The sequence below is a fragment of the Kocuria salina genome (genome assembly GCF_013368965.1).
Classification (GTDB): Bacteria; Actinomycetota; Actinomycetes; order Actinomycetales; family Micrococcaceae; genus Kocuria; species Kocuria rosea.
On the sequence record NZ_SSSF01000001.1, the window covers coordinates 754,093 to 774,763 of the forward strand.

General features: G+C 74.2%; 19 protein-coding genes. 15 read left to right on the plus strand and 4 right to left on the minus strand.

The features are described 5' to 3' along the window. Positions 1-71 precede the first annotated feature (71 nt). The 10 genes from E7Z53_RS03505 (at position 72) to E7Z53_RS03550 (ending at position 10,489) form a co-directional block, all read left to right on the plus strand. Complete coding sequence (locus E7Z53_RS03505) at positions 72-887, plus strand: ATP-binding cassette domain-containing protein (RefSeq protein WP_176337167.1); 816 nt, start codon at positions 72-74, stop codon at positions 885-887. Further along, positions 884-1,657: an ABC transporter ATP-binding protein gene (locus E7Z53_RS03510; protein WP_369597945.1), complete on the plus strand. Its 774-nt coding sequence runs from the start codon at positions 884-886 to the stop codon at positions 1,655-1,657. Before E7Z53_RS03505 ends, E7Z53_RS03510 begins: the two co-directional genes overlap by 4 nt. Positions 1,658-1,718: 61 nt before the next feature. Next, a complete protein-coding gene (locus E7Z53_RS03515) occupies positions 1,719-3,269 on the plus strand; it encodes an ABC transporter substrate-binding protein (protein WP_176337168.1) in 1,551 nt (516 codons plus the stop codon). Between the two features lie 8 nt (positions 3,270-3,277). Next, on the plus strand, positions 3,278-5,164 hold the full coding sequence (locus E7Z53_RS03520; protein WP_369597946.1) for an ABC transporter permease subunit: 1,887 nt from the start codon (positions 3,278-3,280) through the stop codon (positions 5,162-5,164). A gap of 73 nt (positions 5,165-5,237) precedes the next feature. Continuing rightward, the gene (locus E7Z53_RS03525; RefSeq protein WP_052132750.1) at positions 5,238-6,059 is read left to right on the plus strand and encodes a metal ABC transporter ATP-binding protein; all 822 of its coding nucleotides are present in this window, start codon (positions 5,238-5,240) and stop codon (positions 6,057-6,059) included. Positions 6,060-6,061: 2 nt separating this feature from the next. Beyond that, positions 6,062-6,973 carry a metal ABC transporter permease gene (locus E7Z53_RS03530; protein WP_035924571.1) on the plus strand — a complete coding sequence of 304 codons (912 nt, stop codon included), beginning with the start codon at positions 6,062-6,064 and terminating at the stop codon, positions 6,971-6,973. Beyond that, complete coding sequence (locus tag E7Z53_RS03535) at positions 6,970-7,365, plus strand: Fur family transcriptional regulator (protein WP_136341026.1); 396 nt, start codon at positions 6,970-6,972, stop codon at positions 7,363-7,365. The genes E7Z53_RS03530 and E7Z53_RS03535 overlap by 4 nt, the downstream gene beginning before the upstream one ends. Before the next feature lie 59 nt (positions 7,366-7,424). Further along, a complete protein-coding gene (locus E7Z53_RS03540) occupies positions 7,425-8,420 on the plus strand; it encodes a metal ABC transporter substrate-binding protein (protein WP_176337169.1) in 996 nt (331 codons plus the stop codon). Between the two features lie 222 nt (positions 8,421-8,642). Further along, complete coding sequence (locus E7Z53_RS03545; protein WP_035924143.1) at positions 8,643-9,356, plus strand: response regulator transcription factor; 714 nt, start codon at positions 8,643-8,645, stop codon at positions 9,354-9,356. Between the two features lie 53 nt (positions 9,357-9,409). Next, positions 9,410-10,489: a sensor histidine kinase gene (locus tag E7Z53_RS03550; protein ID WP_136341024.1), complete on the plus strand. Its 1,080-nt coding sequence runs from the start codon at positions 9,410-9,412 to the stop codon at positions 10,487-10,489. A gap of 82 nt (positions 10,490-10,571) precedes the next feature. On the opposite strand, the gene E7Z53_RS03555 is transcribed toward E7Z53_RS03550, so the two are convergent. Beyond that, positions 10,572-11,618: a hemolysin family protein gene (locus tag E7Z53_RS03555; RefSeq protein WP_176337170.1), complete on the minus strand. Its 1,047-nt coding sequence runs from the start codon at positions 11,616-11,618 to the stop codon at positions 10,572-10,574. Beyond that, positions 11,615-13,018, minus strand: coding sequence for a hemolysin family protein (locus E7Z53_RS03560; RefSeq protein WP_217905347.1), 1,404 nt, complete (start codon positions 13,016-13,018; stop codon positions 11,615-11,617). Before E7Z53_RS03560 ends, E7Z53_RS03555 begins: the two co-directional genes overlap by 4 nt. Positions 13,019-13,236: 218 nt before the next feature. On the opposite strand from E7Z53_RS03560, the gene E7Z53_RS03565 reads away from it, so the two are divergent. From E7Z53_RS03565 to E7Z53_RS03580, 4 genes are all read left to right on the plus strand, one after another. Beyond that, complete coding sequence (locus tag E7Z53_RS03565; RefSeq protein WP_017831887.1) at positions 13,237-13,611, plus strand: hypothetical protein; 375 nt, start codon at positions 13,237-13,239, stop codon at positions 13,609-13,611. A 265-nt stretch (positions 13,612-13,876) separates the two neighbouring features. Then, complete coding sequence (locus E7Z53_RS03570) at positions 13,877-15,295, plus strand: hemolysin family protein (protein ID WP_017831888.1); 1,419 nt, start codon at positions 13,877-13,879, stop codon at positions 15,293-15,295. After that, positions 15,292-16,326 (plus strand): CNNM domain-containing protein, encoded by a 1,035-nt coding sequence (locus E7Z53_RS03575; protein ID WP_017831889.1) that lies wholly within the window; start codon positions 15,292-15,294, stop codon positions 16,324-16,326. The genes E7Z53_RS03570 and E7Z53_RS03575 overlap by 4 nt, the downstream gene beginning before the upstream one ends. 112 nt (positions 16,327-16,438) lie before the next feature. Next, complete coding sequence (locus tag E7Z53_RS03580) at positions 16,439-16,978, plus strand: hypothetical protein (protein WP_017831890.1); 540 nt, start codon at positions 16,439-16,441, stop codon at positions 16,976-16,978. A gap of 51 nt (positions 16,979-17,029) precedes the next feature. Here E7Z53_RS03580 and E7Z53_RS03585 read toward each other — a convergent pair whose 3' ends face one another. Beyond that, entirely contained in the window at positions 17,030-18,253 is a 1,224-nt protein-coding gene (locus E7Z53_RS03585) for a chorismate-binding protein (RefSeq protein ID WP_176337172.1), read from the minus strand. Between the two features lie 190 nt (positions 18,254-18,443). Further along, positions 18,444-19,658, minus strand: coding sequence for an MFS transporter (locus tag E7Z53_RS03590; RefSeq protein WP_176337173.1), 1,215 nt, complete (start codon positions 19,656-19,658; stop codon positions 18,444-18,446). Between the two features lie 172 nt (positions 19,659-19,830). Between E7Z53_RS03590 and E7Z53_RS03595 the strand changes: the two genes are divergently transcribed. Further along, positions 19,831-20,661 (plus strand): PTS sugar transporter subunit IIA, encoded by an 831-nt coding sequence (locus tag E7Z53_RS03595; protein WP_176337174.1) that lies wholly within the window; start codon positions 19,831-19,833, stop codon positions 20,659-20,661. Positions 20,662-20,671 lie beyond the last annotated feature (10 nt).

Genomic DNA, 20,671 nt, shown 5'->3' on the forward strand with positions numbered 1-20,671 from the left:
CCGGTTTGTTTGTTGAGAATGAAACTCATTACCATGAGAGCCTGTTGAGAGCGGTTTGGCAAGGGGGAAGCATGCGCGGTGCGACCGGAGTGGACGTGCGGGGGCTCGAGGTGGCCCTGGCCGGACGGCCGCTGCTGCAGGGTGTGGGCTTCCAGGTGCCCCCGGGTCGGCGGGTGGCCCTGCTCGGCGCCTCGGGCTCGGGGAAGTCCCTGACGGTCCTGGCCCTGCTGGGTCTGCTCGGACACCACTTCGGCGTGCAGGGCTCCCTGCGCGCCGCCGGCCGTGAGCTGCCGTGGCGGCAGGCTCCCGGGCGGCGTCCGGGAATGGCCGCGGTCTTCCAGGACTCCCAGGCCGCGCTGAACCCCGTGGTGCGCCTGGACCGGCAGCTGCTGCCCGCCGTGGCCCGCCGGCGCCGGCTCGGTGCGGCGGCCGCCGGCCGGGTCGTGGCGGATCTGCTCCGCGAGGTCGGCTTCGAGGACCCGGCGCGGATCCTGCGGGCCCACCCCTCCCAGCTGTCGGGCGGGCAGCGGCAGCGGGTGTGCCTGGCGCTCGCCATGGCCGCCGCACCGGACCTGCTGGTGGCCGACGAGCCGACCACGGCGCTGGACATGATCAGCCAGCGCCACGTGGTCGAGGCCCTGCGCCGGTGCACCGGCGCAGGCCGCGGCGGGCTGCTGTTCGTCACCCACGACCTGGCGGTCGCCGCCGACCTGTGCGACGACGTCGTCGTCCTGGACCGGGGACGGGTCGTCGAGTCCGGTCCGATCCAGCAGGTGGTCGGATCGCCGCAGGCGCCCTTCACGGCGGCCCTGGTCGAGGCCGCCCGCACCGGTCTCCGTTCCGCTGCGGCTCCGCCGGCCGCCGCCCCGCTGGGCGTGGCCTCGTGAGCCGGGCGGCGGAACCCGCCGCACTGCACGGTCTCGGGCTCACCAGGAGCTACGGCACGCGCTCCGGCGCCGTGGCCGCGGTGCGCGGCGTCGACCTCGCGGTGCGCGAGGGGGAGTCGCTGGGCCTGGTCGGCCCCTCCGGATCGGGCAAGTCCACGCTGCTGTCCCTGCTGCTGGGCGTCGAGCGCCCGGACCGGGGCGAGATCCGCTTCGACGGCGTCCCCCTGACCGGCCGGCAGCAGATCCGGAGGGTCAGGCAGGCCGTGCAGTACGTCCCGCAGGACCCCGCGTCCAGCCTGGACCCGCGGCGCAGCGTCGAACGCCAGCTGCGGGAACCGCTGCGCCGCTTCCGCATCGTGGGCGACCACGCCCGGCTGGTCCGGGACGCCCTGGAGCGGGTCGGCCTCGGCACCGAGCACCTGGGCCGGCGCCCCCACGAGCTCTCCGGCGGTCAGGCCCAGCGCGTGGCGATAGCCCGGGCCCTGGTGACCCGGCCGCGGATCCTCCTGGCCGACGAGGCGGTCAGCGGCCTCGACCTGCCGCTGCGCCACCAGGTGCTGGACCTGCTCCGGGAGCAGCACGTCCGGGAGGGCCTGGGGCTGCTGTTCGTCTCCCACGATCTCACCGCGGTCCGCTTCCTGTGCCGCCGCGCTCTGGTGCTCGACCACGGGCAGGTGGTGGAGGAGGGCCCCGTCGACCGGCTGCTCGAGACGCCCCGCCACCCGACGACGCAGGAGCTGGTGGATGCGGTTCCGCACCTGGCTCCCTGAGCCGTCGGCCGCACCACTCCTGTCACCCACCACCGCTCACCCCCACCGAAAGGGCCTCCTGATGCCACCCCGCCCCTCCGCTCCCCGTCCCGCTCAGCGCCGCACCGGCCTCGGCCTCGCCGCGGTCAGTCTGTTGCTGCTCACCGGCTGCTTCGCCGAGGGCTCCGGCACCTCCTCCGCCGGGGGAGCCGGCGGCTCGGCCGACGCCCGGATCGAGCTCGCCATGCTGCAGCCGCCGCGCTCGGGGCTGTCCCCGCTGAGCGACGACGCCTTCAAGCTCTCCCGCTGGTCCACCGCCGAGACCCTGGTCCGGCTGGACGAGGCCGGGGACGCCCAGCCGATGCTGGCCACCGAGTGGGAGCAGCTCGACGACACCACCTGGTCCTTCACGATCCGGGACGGCGTCACCTTCCACGACGGCACCGAGCTCACCGCGGAGAACGCCGCCGCCTCACTCGCCCACGCGGTGGAGGCGGAGCCGGCCCCGCGCATCCTCGACGGGGTGGAGATGAGCGTGGAGGCCGAGGGCGACACCGTGCGGGTCACCACCGCCGAGACCGACCCGCTCGTGCCCCAGCGGCTGTCCAGCCCGCAGCTGTCGGTCCTGGCCCCGGCCGCCTACGAGGGCCCCGCGGTGACCCCGGTGGGCCACGGCACGGGCCCGTTCGAGCTCACCGCCGTGGACGGCACCTCCGGGGCCACCCTGGAGCGCTACGACGACCACTGGGCCGGCGCCGCGGCCGCGGCGGGCATCGACGTGTCCTTCGTGCCCGACGGCACCGCCCGGGCCGCAGCGCTGCGCACCGGCGAGGCCGACGTCGTCGAGGCGGTGCCCGTGGGCCAGGCCGCCCAGGTCGAGGAGGACCTCCTCGAGGAGGTGCCGATGCCGCGCACCAACACGCTCTACCTCAACACCGAGGACGGGCCGTTCGCCGACCCCGCCCTGCGGGCCGCCGCCCGGGAGGCCCTGGACCCGCAGCGCATCGTGGACGGGGTCTACGAGGGCCGGGCCGACGTGGCCGCCGGACTGCTGGGCCCGGCGATCCCCTACGCCGCGGAGGGGCGGGACGCCGACGCCTACCGCGAGGCGCTCGCCGACCGTGCCGAGGCCGGGGACCCGGCCGGGCGAAAGATCACCATCGGCACCTTCACCGACCGGGCCGAGCTGCCCGAGGTCGCCGTCCAGCTCCAGCAGCAGCTCGAGGCCGCCGGCTTCGAGGTCGAGCTCGAGGTGCGCGAGTACCAGTACATCGAGGCCGACGCCCTGGAGGGCGACTTCGACGCCTTCATCCTCTCCCGCGCCACGGTGCTCGACTCGGGTGACCCCGTGGCCTACATGGTCAGCGACTTCGGCTGCGAGGGTTCGTTCAACCTCTCCCAGTTCTGCTCCGGGGCCGTCGACGACGCCCTGACCGCCGCGGAGCAGGCCGCTCCCGGCGAGGAGCGCCAGGAGGCGATCATGGCCGCCGAAGCGGCGATCCTGGCCGAGGACGCGGCGATCCCGATGCTCCACGAGCGCGTCATCCAGGGTGAGCAGGACGGCGTGGAGGGCGCGGTCCGCGATCCGCGCGAGCGCGAGCTGATCACGGCCGAGACCGCCGTCTCCGAGTGAGGGGCCGAGTGAAGGGCCGGGCAAGGGGACGCGGAGGGGCGGCGGCCCTGACCTCCCGCGCCGCGACCTTCGCCGCCGTCGTCGTGCTGATCGGGGCCCTGCCGTGGCTCTCGGGCAACAGCCCGGAGTACACGGTCCTGCGCGCCCGCTACGCGGACCGGCCGGCCACCCCGGAGGTGCTGGCCCAGATCCGGACCGAGCTGGGTCTGGACGGCGGCCCGGTGGCCGTCTTCGCCGACTGGGCGTCCGGCGTCCTCGCCGGGGACCTCGGCACGTCCTGGATCAGCGGGCGCCCGGTCCTGCCCGGCGTCCTGGAGGCCATGGGGGTGTCCCTGACGCTGATGGGCGCGGCCCTGCTCGTCGCCCTGCTCGTGGCCGCCCTGACCTGTGTGCCCACCGTCCGCAGTGGGCTCGCCGGGCGCCCCGCCCGCGGGGCCGGGGCGGCGGCCGCCGCGCTGACCGCGCTGCCGGAGTTCCTGCTGGCGGCGGTGCTGCTGATCGTCGTGGCCGTCTGGGCGGGCTGGCTCCCGCCCTACGGATGGCAGGGACCCGAGCACGTGGTGCTCCCGGCCCTGGCGCTCGGCCTGCCCGGGGGCGGGCTGATCGGCCGGCTGCTCTCGACCGCCCTGGCCGGCGCCTTCACCGAGCGCTGGGTGCACACCTGGGCCGTGGCCGGGCACTCCCGGCCGCGGATCGCGCTCGCGGCGCTGCACCGGGCCCTGCCCGGGGTGATCGGGCAGATCGCCCTCGTCGTCGTCGGACTCACCGGCGGGGCGGTGCCGGTCGAGGAGATCTTCGCGATCCCCGGCCTGGGCCGGACCCTGCTCGGGGCCGCGGCGGCCCAGGACATCCCCGCCCTGCAGGCGAGGATCCTGCTCCTGCTCGTGCTCGCCGCGCTGTGCGGCGCCCTGGCCGCCCTGGCCCGCCGGGCGCTGCTGGGGCCGGCCGCCCGCTCCGGGGACCTGCCCGTCCCCGGGCCACCCTCGGGGCGGCGCCGGGCGTGGTGGACGGTGCCGGCCGTCTCGGGGGCCCTGCTACTGGGGCTCGTCGTCGCCGGGCTGCTCCGGGACCCCTACGCCTCCGCCCACGGCCGGCTCGAAGCGCCCTCCTGGGCGCTCCCGCTCGGGGCCGACGCGTCCGGCCGCGACGTCCTGGCCCGTGTGGGCCACGGCGCCCTGGACACCCTGGGCCTGGCCCTGGTCGTGGTCGCCGCCTGCCTGGTCATCGGTCTGGCCGTCGGGATGACCGGGACGTGGTCCACCGGGCCGGTCGAGGTCACCAACGCGGCACCGCCGATCATCGCCGGCATCCTCGTCGTGGCGGTGGCCGGCCCCTCCCCGGCCGGGGCCGCCCTGGCCGTCACCCTGGTGAGCTGGGCACCGCTGGCCGCCCACACCGCCGCCCTCGTGGCCGAGGTCTCGGCCCGGCCCTACGTCCGGGTGCTGCCCCTGCTCGGCGTGGGCCGAACCCGCATCCTGGCCGGGACCGTCCTGCCCACCCTGCTGCCGGAGGTGACCCGGCACGCGGTCCTGCGCCTGCCCGGCACCGCCCTGGCCATTGCCGGCCTCGGCTTCCTGGGCCTGGGGCAGCAGCCGCCGGCCCCGGAGTGGGGGCTGCTGCTGGCCGAGGGCATCGGCTACGTCGAGCGCGCCCCCTGGACCGTGCTCGGGCCCGCGGGTGCCCTGGTGCTCGCCTCCGTCCTGGCAGTCTCACTCTCCAACGCCGACGTCGCGAGGCGGACGGCCCGTCCTGGGCGGGGGCCTGCCGAGGCGGGACCTGCCGAGACGGGACCTGCCGAGACGGGACCTGCCGCTACAGCGCCTCCTGCCGCGCGGTCCGTTCCGCGCCGGGGGGAGGACGCCGTGCGGTCCGCCGCGCAGCCGGCGCGGCGCTGATCCAGGCGGCACCGGTCCGCCGCGGAACCGTGCCGAATTGACCATCGTTCTCATTTTCTTGAGAATGGCTCTCATGAAACTTCGATCCACGCCGGAGGCTCCGGCCCCCGCGGACCGCTCGGCGATCCGCACGGAGGACCTCACCGTGGTCCTCGGCGCCACTCCGGTGCTGCGCGGGGTCGACCTCGCTGTGGCCGAGGGCGAGGCCGTGGCCCTGATGGGCGGCAACGGCTCCGGGAAGTCGACCCTCATCAAGTCCCTGCTCGGGATCGTGCCCGTCGACTCCGGCGAGGCCCGGCTGTTCGGCGCCGACGTCACCGGCGCGCGCCGGGCCGTGCCGTGGTCGCGCATCGGCTACGTCCCCCAGCGCGTCGGCGTCGGCGCCGGGGTGCCGGCCACCGCGCTCGAGGTCGTGGCCTCGGGACTGACGGGACACCGGCGCCTCCGCCCCGGCCCCGGGGCCCGGCGCGCGTGCCTCGACGCCCTGGAGCAGGTGGGACTGGCCGACCGGGCGCGCGAGAGTGTGGCGATCTTCTCCGGCGGCCAGCAGCAGCGGGTGCTGATCGCCCGGGCGCTGGTGCGGCGGCCCCGGCTGCTGCTGCTGGACGAGCCCCTGTCCGGGGTGGACCAGGTCTCCAAGGAGGCCATGGCCCGCATCCTGGCGCAGCTGCAGGCCGACGGCACCACGCTCCTGGTGGTGCTCCACGAGCTGGGCGAGCTGGCCCCGTTGCTGGACCGCGCCGTGGTGCTGCGCCACGGGCGCATCGTCCACGACGGCAGCCCTCCGCTGCCGGCCCCCGGGCACGACGCCCCCGATCACGAGCACCTGCACCCCCACGGGGACGAGCACTCCGCCGTCCCGACCGCCCCCGATCTCCACGGAAAGCCCCAGTGACCATGATCGAGACCCTCGCCGCCATGCTGGCCAGTCCGCTGATGCAGCGCGGCCTGCTGATCGCCGCCCTCGTGGGCGTCTCCGCGCCGGTCATCGGCACCTACCTGGTCCAGCGGCGCCTGGCGCTGCTCGGCGACGGCATCGGCCACGTCGCGCTGACCGGGGTGGCCATGGGCTGGCTGGCCGGCTCGGCGGCCGGACTCACCCCGCACGACGCCCTCGCCGTGCCCGGGGCGGTGGTCGCCGCGGTCATCGGCGCAGTGCTCATCGAGGTGATGCGCACCAAGGGGCGCACCAGCGGCGACGTGGCGCTGGCCCTGCTGTTCTACGGCGGCATCGCCGGCGGCGTGCTGCTGATCGGGCTGGCCGGCGGCACGTCGGCGAACCTCACCGGCTACCTCTTCGGGTCCATCGCCACCGTCACCCCACTGGACGTCTGGCTCACCGCCGGGCTGGCCGCGGTGGTCCTCGGCCTCGGGCTCGGACTGCGCCCGGCGCTGTTCTCCCTGTGCCACGACGAGGAGTTCGCCCTCGCCACCGGTCTGCCGGTGCGGGCGCTGAACATCATGGTGGCCGTCATGGCCGCCCTGACCGTCTCCGTGTCGATGCGCGTGGTCGGCGTCCTCCTGGTCTCCGCCGTGATGATCGTCCCGGTGGCCGTGGCCCAGCTGGTCACCCGCTCCTTCGCCGGGACCATGGGGACGGCCATGGCCGTCGGGGTCGGGGTCTGCGTCACCGGCCTGTCCATCACCTACTTCCACCCGCTGTCCCCCGGGGCCACGATCGTGGTGCTGGCCATCGCCTGCTACGTGCTGGCGCTGCTCCTCCGCCCCCTCCTGGGGCGCGCCCGGCGCCACGGCGCGCCGGATCGCCTCCACGACGTCGAGGACGACCTCCAGCTGCGAGGGGCGTGACCGTGTCCCGGACCACCCGGCAGCGCTCCGCCCTGGCCGAGCTGCTCGAACGGACCCCGGAGTTCCGCTCCGCCCAGCAGCTCCACGCCATGCTGGGGGAACAGGGGGAGTCGGTCTCCCTCGCCACCGTCTACCGCAACCTCGGCGCCCTGGCCGAGGCCGGGGAGGTCGACGCCCTCGCCGCCCCCGGCGGGGAGACCCGGTACCGCCGGTGCCGGCGCACCGAGCACCACCACCACCTGGTGTGCCGCCGCTGCGGCCGCACCGTGGAGGTGGCCGAGACCGCCGTCGAGCGGTGGGCCGCCCAGACCGCCCGCCGGCACGGGTTCACCGAGGTCTCCCACGCCATCGAGCTGCACGGGACCTGCGAGACCTGCCGGCAGGACGCCTGAGGATCGGCCCGCCGCGGCTGTTTTGACAATGATTCTCAGATTGACTGAGAATTGTTCTCATGACCCTGTCGCGTGCTCTCGCCGTCCCGCTGTCCCTGACCGCCGCTCTCGCCCTGTCCTCCTGCGCCGCCGGCTCGGGTGATCCCTCGGCCGCCACCGCCGGTGACGCCGCGGAGACGCTGAGCGTGCAGGCCTCCTTCTACCCGCTGCAGTACGTCACCGAACGCGTCGGCGGGGACCTCGTGCAGGTGGAGTCGCTCACCCCCGCCGGGGCCGAGCCGCACGACCTGGAGCTCTCCCCGGCCGCCGTCGACGGACTGCGCACCGCGGACGCCGTGGTGTACCTCTCCGGGTTCCAGCCGGCGGTCGACGACGCCGTGGCCCAGGCCGCCCCCGAGCACGCCCTCGACGCGGTGCACGCCGGGGTGGAGGGCGAGGAGGCCCACTCCGCCGAGGAGCACGGGGCCGCGGAGGAGTCCCACGGCGGAGAGGCGCACAGCGAGGAGGCGCCCGCCGGTGACGACGGCCACGGCCACGGCGGGGAGGACCCGCACTTCTGGCTGGAGCCCGACCGGCTCGCCGCGGTGGCCACGGAGGTCGCCCACGAGCTGGCCGAGGTCGACCCGGACAACGCCGAGACCTACGAGTCCAACGCCGAGGAGCTGGCCACGGAGCTGGCCGCCCTGGACGAGGAGTTCGCCGCGGGGCTGGCCACCTGTGAGCGGGACACCATCGTGGTGTCCCACGACGCCTACGGATACCTGGCGGACAAGTACGACCTCGAGCAGGTGGCCATCGCCGGGCTCGACCCCGACACCGAGCCCTCCCCGGCCCGGCTGGCCGAGATCGGCAAGGTGGTCGAGGCCGAGGGCGTCACCACGGTGTTCTCGGAGTCCCTGGTCAACCCGAAGGTCGCCGAGACCCTGGCGGCCGAGCACGGGATCGAGACGGCGGTCCTGGACCCGGTGGAGAACCAGTCCGACGAGAGCGCCGACTACCAGCAGGTCATGCGCAACAACCTCGAGGCGCTGCGCACCGCGCTGGACTGTGCCTAGGGCTGCACAGCCGCCTTCACGGGGCCCGGGGACGCCCGCGAGGTGACGGACCGTCCCGAGACGGATCCGGCGGTCCCCCACCGCGCACGGGCGCGGTGGGGGAGAATGGGAACCGTGAACAGGACGACGGGGACCACCGTGGGCGCAGCCTCTCCGCACCATGACGCGGTGGACCCGGGCCCCGCCCGCTCCTGAGCGGGCGCCGCCGACGAAGGAGCCACGATGTCCTCACCTCCCGCGGGTCGTGTGCTGGTGGTCGACGACGAGGCCGACCTCGCGCAGCTGGTCGCGGGCTATCTGCGCAAGGCCGGACTCGACGTCGCAGTACGGCACGACGGCACCGACGCGGTGGCCGCGGTGCGGGACTTCGCGCCACAGGTCCTCGTGCTGGATCTGGGGCTGCCGGGAATCGACGGGGTCGAGGTATGCCGTCAGGTGCGGACCTTCTCCGACTGCCACGTGCTGATGCTCACCGCCCGCGACGACGAGATCGACAAGATCGTGGGCCTGTCGGTGGGAGCCGACGACTACGTGACCAAGCCGTTCAGCCCGCGCGAGCTCGTGGCCCGGGTCCAGGCCATGCTGCGCCGGGCCCGCACCGGCCCCGCACCCGCCCCGGCGCGGCCGGACCGGGAGCTCGTGGTCGGGGACCTGGTGGTGGACGAGGCCGCCCGGGAGGTCCGCGTGGGCGGGGAGCCGGTGGCGCTGACCCGGATCGAGTTCGACCTGCTGGCCGCCCTGGCGGCCCACCCGCAGGTGGTGCTCTCGCGCCGGCAGCTGGTGGAGATGGTCTGGGACGCCGCCTGGACCGGTGACGCACACCTGGTGGACGTGCACATCGGGCGGATCCGCAAGAAGCTCGGCGACGAGGCCGCCGGCCCGAAGTTCATTCAGACCATCCGCGGCGTCGGTTACCGGATGGGGGCCGGACGGTGAGCACCAGTGCCCCGTCCCGGACCCGGTCATGGAGATCGCTGACCGTGCGGTTGATGCTGGCACAGACCTCGGTGCTGCTCAGCGGGCTGGTGATCGTGATGATCACCGCGGTCCTGGTCGGGCCGGACATGTTCCACGAAGAGCTCATCGACGCCGGTCACTACGACGAGGCCGACGGACTGGATCACCTGGAGGACGCCTTCCGCTCGGTGAGTCTGATGGCCCTGGCCATCGGCGGGCTCACTGCCCTCTGCATCGCCGGGCTGCTCAGCTTCTACCTCTACCGCATCATCGGGCGGTCCCTGGCGTCCTTCAGCACCGCGGCCGAAGAGGTGGCCGCGGGCAACTACGACGTGCGCGTGACCTCCGCCGCGCTGGGGCCGGAGTTCGACGCCCTGGCCGGCTCCTTCAACGGAATGGCCGCCAAGCTCAGTGCGGTGGACACCACGCGGCGCCAGATGCTCGCCGACCTGGCCCACGAGATGCGCACCCCGCTGGCCAGCCTCAAGGGCCATCTGGAAGGCGTCGAGGACGGGGTGGTCGCCCTGGACGAGCACACCACCGGGATCCTCAACGCCCAGATCACCCGCCTGGAGCGCCTGGCCCACGACATCCGCCAGCTCACGGCTGCCGAAGAGGGCATGACCCGGCCGCAGCTCACGCTCCAGGACCCTCAGCACCTGGCGGGCCAGGCGGTCGCGGCCATCGAGCCCGACGCCGCCGGCAAGGGCGTGTCCATCACCGCGCTGAGCACCGGCCCGGAGACCGCCCCGGTGCCGCTGGACCCGGAGCGGATGGGCCAGGTGCTGAGCAACCTGCTGGAGAACGCCCTGCGCCACACCCCGGCCGGGGGCGCCATCGCCCTGCGCACCGACCACACCGCCGAGGCGGTCACCTACACCGTCACCGACACCGGGGAGGGCATCAGCGCGGAGAGCCTCCCGCACGTCTTCGAGCGCTTCTACCGCGCGAACACCGGCCGGGAGGCCCACCGCGGAGGCTCGGGGCTGGGCCTGGCGATCAGCAGGGCCCTGGTCGAGGCCCAGGGCGGAACGCTGGAGGCCACCAGTGACGGTCCCGGCCGCGGCGCCAGCTTCCGGATCCACCTGCCCCGCCGTCGCCCCGCCGGCTGAGCCCGCCGGACGCCGGCGACCTCCGGGTCCGCCGCCGGCCTCTCGGGGACCGCGCGTGGGGCTGGTGCCTCCGTCCGCAGCCTCAGACGGTCCTGAGCGTGCGGCTGTCGTCGCGGATCTGCCCGACGAGCTCCTCCAGCATGTCCTCCAGGGTGACGATGCCCTCGGTCCTGCCGCGCTCGTCGAGCACGAGGCCGAGGTGGGCCCCGGAGTTCTGCATCAGGGCCAGGGCCCGGCGCAGGGGCATGTCCCGGTCGATCGTGGGCAGCGCGCGGATCAGGGACGGGTCGATCGGGGTGTCCCGGGCGGCCTCGTCGATCTCGATCAGGTCCTTGATGTGCACGTACCCGGCGAGTTCCCCGAAGACGTCGAAGATGGGGAACCGGGAGAACCCTCCGGCGGCCACCGTCTCGGCCTGGGCGGGGGTGACCCCGGCGGGCAGGGTGGTGACCCCGTCCAGCGGGATCACGATCCCGGTCACGCTGCGCTGCTCGAAGGTCAGGGCCCCCAGCAGCAGCCGCTCGTCGTTGGCCTCCAGCAGACCGCCGTGGCGGGACTCCTCGACTAGGGCCGCGACCTCGTCACGGGTGAACACCGAGGTGACCTCGTCCTTGGGCTCCACCTTCAGCAGCCGCAGGATCACGTTGGCGACGCCGTTGAGCAGCCACAGCAGCGGGCGCAGGGCGGTGACGATGCCCACCAGGACGGGGGCCAGGACCACGGCCATGCGCTCCGGGCCGGCCAGGGCGATGTTCTTGGGCACCATCTCCCCGAACACCACGTGCAGGTAGGTCACCAGCGACAGCGCGATCGCGAAGGCGATCGGGTGCACGAAGGCCTCCGGGACGCCGATCGCGGCGAAGGGCACCTCCAGCAGGTGGGCGATGGCCGGTTCGCTGATGTAGCCCAGGGCCAGGGAGCAGATGGTGATGCCCAGCTGCGCGCCGGCCATCATCAGCGAGACGTTCTCCATGGCCCCCAGGGTCACCCTCGCGGCCCAGGACCCGGACAGCGCCCTGGGCTCGATGATGGTGCGGCGGGCGGAGATCAGGGCGAACTCCGCGCCGACGAAGAACGCGTTGGCGCCCAGGAGCACCACGGTCAGGATCAGGCCGGTGACCTCGCTCATCGGACGGACTCCTTCTGGTGGGCGGGCACTTCCACGGCGCGGTCCTCCGCGCCGTCCTCGGGTGCCGTCCCGTCACCGGGGCGGTGGACGCGGGCGTGCACCGCGGTGATGCGGTGCGCCTCCAGCGCGGTGACCTCGAAGGTGATCGTGGCCTCCGGTGCACCGGGCGCGGGGGCGGCCGCCACCGTGACCCGGTCCCCGACCTCGGCCAGCCGGCCCAGGTGCAGGGTCACGAGCCCGGCGAGGGTCTCGTAGTCCTCGTGCTCGGGGACCGCCGCGCCGAGGTGTTCGGCCGCCTCGTCCGGGCGCAGCGCCGCGGAGAGGTCCCAGGACCCGTCCGGCTCCACCGTGACGGGCTCCGGCTCGGGGTCGTGCTCGTCGCGCACCTCTCCGACGAGCTCCTCGACCAGGTCCTCCAGGGTGACCAGCCCGGCGGTGTCGCCGAACTCGTCGATCAGCACCGCCATCTGCAGGCCCCCGGCGCGCAGGGTGTCCATCAGCTCGTCCAGCTCCACCGTGTCCGGGACGAAGGTCACCTCGTCCATGACCGCTCCCACGGTGACGGCGTTCCGCTCGCGGTAGGGCACGGCCAGGCCGTGGCGCACGTGCACCTGGCCCAGGACCGCGCCCTCGTCCGCGTCGAGGACGGGGAAGCGGGAGTGCCCCGAGGCCTTGGCCGCGGCCAGCAGCTCGTGCACGGACACGTCCGGGGCCAGGGTGGTCATCTGACCCCGGGGGGTCATCACGTCGTGGGCGCGGCGGTCGCCGAAGGCGAAGGAGCGCTCGACCAGCTCGGCGGTGGCCGCGGCCAGCGCCCCCCGCTCGGCGGAGTGGCGCACCAGCCCGGCGAGCTCCTCGGGGGAGCGGGTCGAGGCCAGCTCCTCCTGCGGCTCCACCCCGAGGGCGCGCACGATGCGGTTGGCGTTGCCGTTGAACAGCCGGATCGGCCAGGCCAGGGCTCTGGTGAAACCGCGCTGGAACCCGCTCACCGCACGCGCGGTGGCCAGCGGCTTGGAGATGGCCAGGTTCTTGGGCACCAGCTCCCCGAAGATCATGGTCAGGCCGGTCGCCAGCACCAGCGCCAGCACGACGGAGGCGGAGCGGGCCGCCACCGGGGACAGCCCGGCGTCGGTGAGCGGGCCCACGATCAGGGCGGCGATGGCCGGCTCGGCCAGGAAGCCGATGCCCAGGTTCGTCACGGTGATGCCCAGCTGCGCCCCGGAGAGCTGCGTGGACAGGGTCTTCATCGCCCGCAGCACCCCGCCCGAACGGCGGTCACCCGTGGCCGCGGCGGCCTCGACGTCGTTGCGGTTGACGGTGATCAACGAGAACTCGGCGGCCACGAAGGCCCCGCAGGCGGCGATCAGGGCCACCCCGAGGAGGATCGACAGGACTTCCATCAGCCCCACCACCTCGTCACATCTGCACGGCCCGAAGGCCGGGGTCTGTCACAGGGCGCGTCGCAGTGGGCGCTCATGATCTCCGTATCTCACTCGTGCACAGGGCGGCCCAGCATCAGGCCGCAGGAACCAGGAAATCTAGCAATCCCAGCCGGGAGAAGGCTGAGAAAGATGAAAGGCGGATGAGAACCGGCGCAGCCCGCCAGTAGGCTCGGGCCGTGACCGGACTCAGTGGAGCGGCCCTGCTCGAGGTGCTCAGCGCCGCCGCGACCAACGCCGGTCTGGCCCTGGTGGCGGCGGCCGTGATCATCCGCTGCCTGCACGTCCGGTGGCACCGGACCGAGGCGATCCACGTCCTCCGGGACGGGGCGCACTGCCTGCGCTGGCACACCACGCGCTACGAGATCCACGAGGAGCCCTGGCACCACCCGCCGGTGCCCGCTCCCGACTCCGGGGCCGAGGTCGTCGTCTGGTTCCACTCCCGGCACCCCGAGCAGTGGAGACTGAGCACCCCGCACCGCCCGGTCTGGGCGCTGGCGGTCTGCGGGGCGGGCCTGGTGCTCCTGGGACTGCTGATGCCGGTGTTCCAGTAGGCCCCGGCCCGATGCCCCGGTGCACCGCCGAACCTGTGCGTCAGCCCGGAATGTGGGGCGTCGTCACGTGGGGGCGTCCGACGGCAAATAGACTGTGAGGCGTTCCAGACCCCCGATCATGGAGAGCGTGAACCAGCCCGATGGGCCCATCGCCTGCGAGACCCGGGTCGTCCGACGACCCGGGCGACAGTTGTCCTTTTCCCGCAACAGCTGACCCCCGCCGCAGGCTCCGGCCCGGCTCTCCCGATCCAGGAGTGAGCCCCCGATGATCGGAGCGATTCTCACCCTGCTCCTCGGCATCGTCGTGATCCTGGCGATCATCGCCGCCAACGGGTACTTCGTGGCCCAGGAGTTCGCCTACATGTCGGTCGACCGCGTCAAGCTCGGCGCGCGCGCCGAGGCCGGCGACAAGGCCGCCCAGCGCGCCCTGAAGGTCACGCGCCGCACCTCCTTCATGCTCTCGGGCGCCCAGCTGGGCATCACCGTCACCGGTCTGCTCATCGGCTACGTGGCCGAGCCCATGGTGGGGGAGTCCGTGGGCGTGCTGCTCGGCGCCGCCGGGGTGCCGGCCGCGCTGAGCATCTCGGTGGGGACGGTGGGCGCGCTGGTCGTGGCCGCCGTCGTGCAGATGATCTTCGGGGAGCTGTACCCGAAGAACCTGGCGATCGCCAACGCCGAACCGCTCGCCCGCGGACTGGCCCGCTCCACCACGATCTACCTCGGCCTCTTCGGGTGGCTGATCACCGTGTTCGACCACGCCGCCAACGCGCTGCTCCGGCTGTTCCGGATCGAGCCGGTGCACGACGTCGACACGACCGCGACCGTGGAGGACCTCGAGCGCATCGTCGCCGACTCCCGCGAGAGCGGGGACCTGCCCGAGGAGCTGTCGGTGCTCATCGACCGCATCATCGACTTCCCCGACCAGGACGTGGAGCACGCCATGATCCCGCGGTCGCAGGTCGGCACGGTCTCCCCGGACACCACCGTGGGCGAGCTGCGCGTCCTCATGGCGCAGGAGCACACCCGCTACCCGGTGATCTCCGCGACCGAGGAGCCCCTCGGCGTCGTCCAGCTCGCCGATCTGCTGCGCGGCGGCGTGCCCGATGACGCCGCGGTCTCGACCATGATGGCGCCCCCGCTGGTGCTGCCCACGCTCATGTCGCTGCCGGACGCACTGGCGCAGCTGACGGAGTCGCGCAACGAGCTCGCCTGCGTGATCGACGAGTACGGCGGCTTCGCCGGCATCCTGACCGTCGAGGACCTGGCCGAGGAGCTGGTCGGGGAGATCACCGACGAGCACGACGACGAGCCGCCCGCCACCATCACGCCCGAGCACGGGGACACCTGGCGGATGACCGGCGACATCCACGTCGACGAGGTCGAGCGCGCGGTCGGCCACGAGCTGCCCGAGGGCGACTACGAGACCATATCGGGCCTGCTCATCGCCCAGCGCGGTGAGCTCCCGGTCTCCGGGGAGGTGGTGCGGGTCGAGCTGCCCGACGACCCCCGCGATCTCGTCCTCGACCGGCCCGTCCACCGGGTGCTCGACGTCGAGGTGCTCGAGCTCTCCCGGCACGTGCCCAGCGAGCTGCTCGTGCGGCTCGTCGAGACCACCGCCGAGGGCGCCGACCCCGCGGAGAACACCACCGCCCGGACCGGCGCCGAGAAGGAGGAGGACCGATGAGCGATCCCCTGGTCGTCACCGCCGTGACCGTGCTGCTCATCGTGCTCAGCGCGTTCTTCGTCATCGTCGAGTTCGCCCTGCTGGGCGCGCGCCGCCACCGGCTCGAGGCCGAGGCGGCGACCAACCGCGCCGCCCGCGCCGCCCTGCGCGGCATCAACGAGCTGACCATCATGCTCGCCGGCGCCCAGCTGGGCATCACCGCGTGCACGTTCGCCCTCGGCGCCGTCACCAAGCCGGCGGTCGACGCGTGGCTCAGCCCCGTGTTCGTTTCCTGGGGCGCGCCCGAGGGGCTGGCCGACGGCGCCGCCTTCGGTCTCTCCCTGCTGTTCGTGACGTTCCTCCACCTCGTGGTGGGGGAGATGGCGCCCAAGTCGTGGGCGATCGCGTACCCGGAGACCTCGGCCAAGCTCATCGGCGTGCCCTCGCGCGGCTTCATCTGGGTCGTGCGGCCGCTGCTGGTGTGGGTCAACGCGATCGCCAACCGGCTGGTCGCGGCCAGCGGCGTCACCCCGGTGGACCGGGCGGCCGTCGGCGGCCAGGACGTCGACACGATCCGGCACCTCGTCGAGCACTCGGCCTCCGTGGGCGCGCTCGACCCGTCCTTCCGCACCCAGCTCTCCGGCGTGCTCGAGCTCGAGCAGCTCACCGTCGAAGCGCTGGTCGCACCGGGCGCGACGCCGACCACCGTGCCGGTCCGGGCCACCGCGGCCGACGTGCAGGCGGCCGCCGCCCGCTCGGGGCACCTGCGGATCCTCGTGGAGGACCCCGGCGCCGGCACGCCCGGAGTGGTCCACGTGCGCGACACGCTGCTCGAGCCCCCGGACCGGCCCGTCCGGGACCTGGCCCGCCCCGCGTTCGTGCTCGACGCCGACACCCCGGTCTACGAGGCCCTGGCCCGGATCCGCGCGGCCGGGGAGCAGTTCGCGGCTGTCGTGCACGAGGGCCGCTTCGTGGGAGTGATCACCCTCTCCGACGTCCTGCGGCGGGTCCTGCCCCGGGAACTCGCCGCCGACAGGCCCACGGGCCGGTGAGGAGGACGGGACCGTCCCACGACCGGGCGGCGGCGGCGTAGCGTAGAGCGTCCGGGCGCGACCGCCCCGTCGTCGTCCCACCGCCCCGCCGCCCCGCTAGGAGACATCACCCGTGGAACCCCTGCTGCTGGAGCCCCTCACCCGCTTCCTGACCGTGGAGCACGCCGCGGACCTCACCGGGCTGGCCGCGCGCATCCCGGGCTCGGGGTTCCTCTGCTTCTACCCCAACGACGAGGAGTACACGGGCTTCGTCGACGGCACGGGCCGGCTGTGGCTGCGCGGCGACGACGCCACGCCCGCCCGGGAGCTGCTGGAGGTCCTCGAGCCGCCGTTCCGCATCGCCTATCCGGTGGCCCCGGCCGTCACCGGCGACGAGGAGGCGGTCGTCTCCGCCGGGGTGCTCCAGACCCCCGAGGAGCTGGAGGCCTACCGGGCCCGCTTCGCCGACGTCGAGGGCGAGGCGGACCTCGACCACCAGGCCCACGCCGTGGACGCGGTCGGCCAGCACTGGACCCTCATGGCCGGCACCGAGCCGGGGGAGGTGCTCGCCCTGTGCTTCGGCCGGGACGAGGCGGGGGTGCCCTTCTCCGAGCAGACCACCTTCACCGCCGAGTCCCTGCCCCTGCCGGTCACCGTGGTGGAGCTCGACTGACCGCCGGCCCCTCGGTGACGGGGGCCAGTGCCGCTCCCCGGGCGTGACGGGTCAGGCGGCGTGCGGGACCGCGCCGGTCCGCGCCGGCGCGCCGGCGGCCTCGAGCACCGCCCGGACCGTGCCGAAGTTCGCCGCCGTCTCCGCCAGCGCACCGTCCACGGTGGAGGTGGCGTCCAGCTCCGCGGCGGCGTGCAGCCGGGCGCGCGTGCCGTACAGGTGGACGCTGCGCAGGACCGGCACCCACTGGCCGTGCCCGGCGGCGTCGGTCCAGCCCACCAGGCCCGCGAAGACCCCGCGGGGCCGCGGCTCCAGCTCACGGATCAGGGACAGGGTCTCCCGGTCCGGGGCGCCGGCGGCCGCACGGTGCAGCGCCACCGCGGCGTGCAGCGCGCTGGTGCCCCGGTGCAGCCTGCCGGTGAGACGGGTCGCCAGGTGCCAGGCGGCGTCGGTGCCCGGCACGCTGGGCTGCCCGGGCACGTGCAGGGACGCGGCGAGCGGTGCCAGGCGGCGGGTCAGGTGCTCGACGACGTGCTGGTGCCGCCGCCGGGCGGCGGGGGAACGCAGCAGGGACTGCTGGGCGGCGGCGTCGCCGGAGACCGTGGGGTGGCGTGCGGCGCTGCCGGTGTGGGGGTGGGAGGCGAAGCCAGTCGGGCGCACCTCGGCCGTCAGCTCCGGGCCCGCACCGAGGACCGTGCCGCCGTCCCGGGGGCGCACCAGGAAGGCGTGGCCTCCGGGGGCGCGGGCCACCAGCTCGTCCCACAGCCGGTCCAGGTCCGCGGGTGCGGGGAGCTCCAGGTCCAGGGCGCGGGCCAGCACCAGGTGCGGGGCGGCGCCGCGGCCGATGCGGTCCAGGGCCTCGGCGAGCGCCTCGTGGTGGTCGGGGTCCGGGGCCGGGGCGGCGGGCACGAGCTGCCGCGCCAGGGGCACCGGGGCCGTGGGCGCCGGGCGGGGAGCCCACACGGGCCGCTCGGCGAGGAACAGGTCGGCCGGCTCGTCCGGGTCGAAGGGGATGGTGCCGCACAGCACCGGCCGGGTCCCCCCGCCGGGCTGGGTGCCGGCCACCGAGCGCGTGACCTCGTCCAGCCCGGCCAGGACCGGATCCACGCCGCCTTCCGTGATCCGTCCGGCGGGCAGCTCCCGGTCCCGGCGGGCGAGGAGGATCCCGTGACGGCTCGCGAACGCGAAGTCGCCCTCGAGGCCCCGTGCACCGATCCCTGCCTCGTCCCGGGGCAGGAGAACGGGTGTGCCGGCGGGGGGCGTCGTGCCACGGAACATGGGCGGAGCCTTCGGTCGAGCGGACGGGGTAAGGGTACCCTCAGTGGTTCGTGGCTCGACTGTAGCAGTCCGTCCACGGATTAGCGGACACTTCTCTGCCCTAATTCGGCCACCCGGGTGCGTGCTCGGTGGCGCGGCCGTCCCGCGGTCCCCGGTGCCTAGTTGCGGGCTGTTCCTGGGGGAGGTGCCCCTATCGGCGGCGGCGGGTCTCCGCGACCGCCAGGAGTCCCCCGACCAGGAACAGCACGGTGGCGCCCAGGACGACCAGCAGCGGGACGGTCCACCCCCCGGTGCCGGCGTTGAGGGCCCCGATCAGCGGCGGGCCGGCCGTCGCGGCGAGGTAGCCGCTGCCCTGGATGCGGGCGGAGGTCGCCGCGGCCTCGGCGTCCGTGCGCACGATGCGCGCGACGATCGAGAAGATCGTGGTGAAGCCCCCGCCCTGGGCGACGCCGCCGACGGCGGACCACACGAGGTAGCCCTCGGGGGCGATCAGCAGCCCGACCGGGAGGGTGATCCACAGTGCCCCGATGACGGCCACCGGCACCCACGCCGGGGCGCGGGCGGCCAGCAGCGGCACCCCGAGGGCGCCGGCGATGGCGGCGACCTGGAACAGGGAGGCCCCGGCCCCGGAGGCCGCCAGGCTCAGTCCGCGGGTGTCGGCCAGCAGGGTGGGCAGCCATGCGGTGACGGAGTAGTAGGAGATGGCCTGCCCGCAGAAGGCCAGCGTCAGCCACCAGCCGATGCGCCGGATCTGGGTGGTGCCCCGGGCCTGGCGCAGCGCCCCGGTGGCGGTGTCTGGCTCGGCGGGGGCGGGGGGCGTGTGCGGTGTGCCGGCCCGGCGGCGGGCCACGACCAGCCAGAACACCAGGGCCACCAGTGTCAGCGCGCCCCAGGAGGTCAGTGCTGCCCGCCAGCCGATCAGCGCGGCGAGCGGGGCGGTGCCCAGGGCGGTGATCATCGACCCGAGGTTGAGGGCGGCGGTGTAGGCGGCGGTCACCACGGGGATCCGGCGCCAGGGGACGTCGCGGCGGATGATCACCGGGACCACGATGTTGCCGACGGCGATCGCGGCGCCGATGACCACGGTGCCGGCCAAGACCACCGGGGCGGGTCCGGCCGAGCGGAGCACGGTCCCGGCCAGCACGCCGCTCAGGCACACCAGGACGGCCGCCTCGGGCCCGAAGCGTCCGATCAGCTTCGAGGCCAGCGGGGTAACCAGTGCGAAGAGCAGCACCGGCAGACCGGTGAGCAGGCCCGCGGTCGCCGCCGACAGGCCGAGGTCGGACTGGATCTGGGTGATCACCGGCGTCGGGGCGATGATCGGCCCGCGCAGGCTCAGTGCGACGAGCACGATGCCGACGACCACCCACGGCAGGGCGTGCGCGGGCACGGAACGCTGGCTCATCTCGGTCCTCCCCGACGGTGCAGTGATCTCCTGCCGGCGGGGCAGGTGCTCCTGCCAGCCTGCCAGATCCGCGCCCGGCCCCGGGACGGGCCGTCCCGTTCCCGGCCGGATCGGCCTAAATGAATGTGATGTGGATCACACGAGCGAGCCGAAATGAGATACCATGTCAGGTATGTCTCACCTCAGCCGGCTGCTGGACCTCGGATCGATCTGCCTGGACGAACCGGCGGAGGACTGGCGGGCCGCCATCGCGCTCGCCGGTGAGCTGCTCGAGCGCCAGGGCGCCATCAGCAGCGAGTACACGCAGGCCATGATCACCAGCGTCGAGGAGAACGGCCCGTACATCGTGGTGGCGCCGGGCTTCGCCTTCGCCCACGCCCGGCCCTCGGAGGCGGTCCACCGCACCGCGATGTCCTGGGTCCGGCTGGCCCGGCCGGTGGAGTTCGGGCACGCGGCGAACGACCCCGTGACCCTCGTCGTCGCCCTCTCCGCGAAGGACCAGAAGGAGCACCTCCAGGCCATGCGGACGCTGGCCACGCTGCTGGGCTCGCCGAGGACCCGGACCGCCCTGGACGAGGCGAGGACCCCGGAGGAGGTGCTCGCCGTGCTGACGGAGGAGGCGCCGTCCCGGCGACCGTCGACGACGGACGAGGCGCCGGCCGCGGAACCGGCGGCGGAACCGGCGGCGACCAGAGCGGCGGAGGCGGCCGCGGACAGCCGCAACAAGATCCTCACCGTCTACGGCAACGGGCTCGGCACCAGCCTGTTCCTCAAGAACACCCTGGAGCAGGTGCTCGACCACTGGGGGTGGGGCAAGTACCTCACGGTCGAGGCGACCGACACCATCTCGGCCCGCGGCAAGGCCAAGGAGGCCGACCTGATCCTCACCTCCGGGGAGATCGCCCGCACCCTCGGGGACGTCGGCGTCCCCGTGAAGGTGATCGAGAACTTCACCAGCACCACCGAGCTCGACGCCGCCCTGCGCGAGCTCTACGACGTCTAGAAGCAGGTGT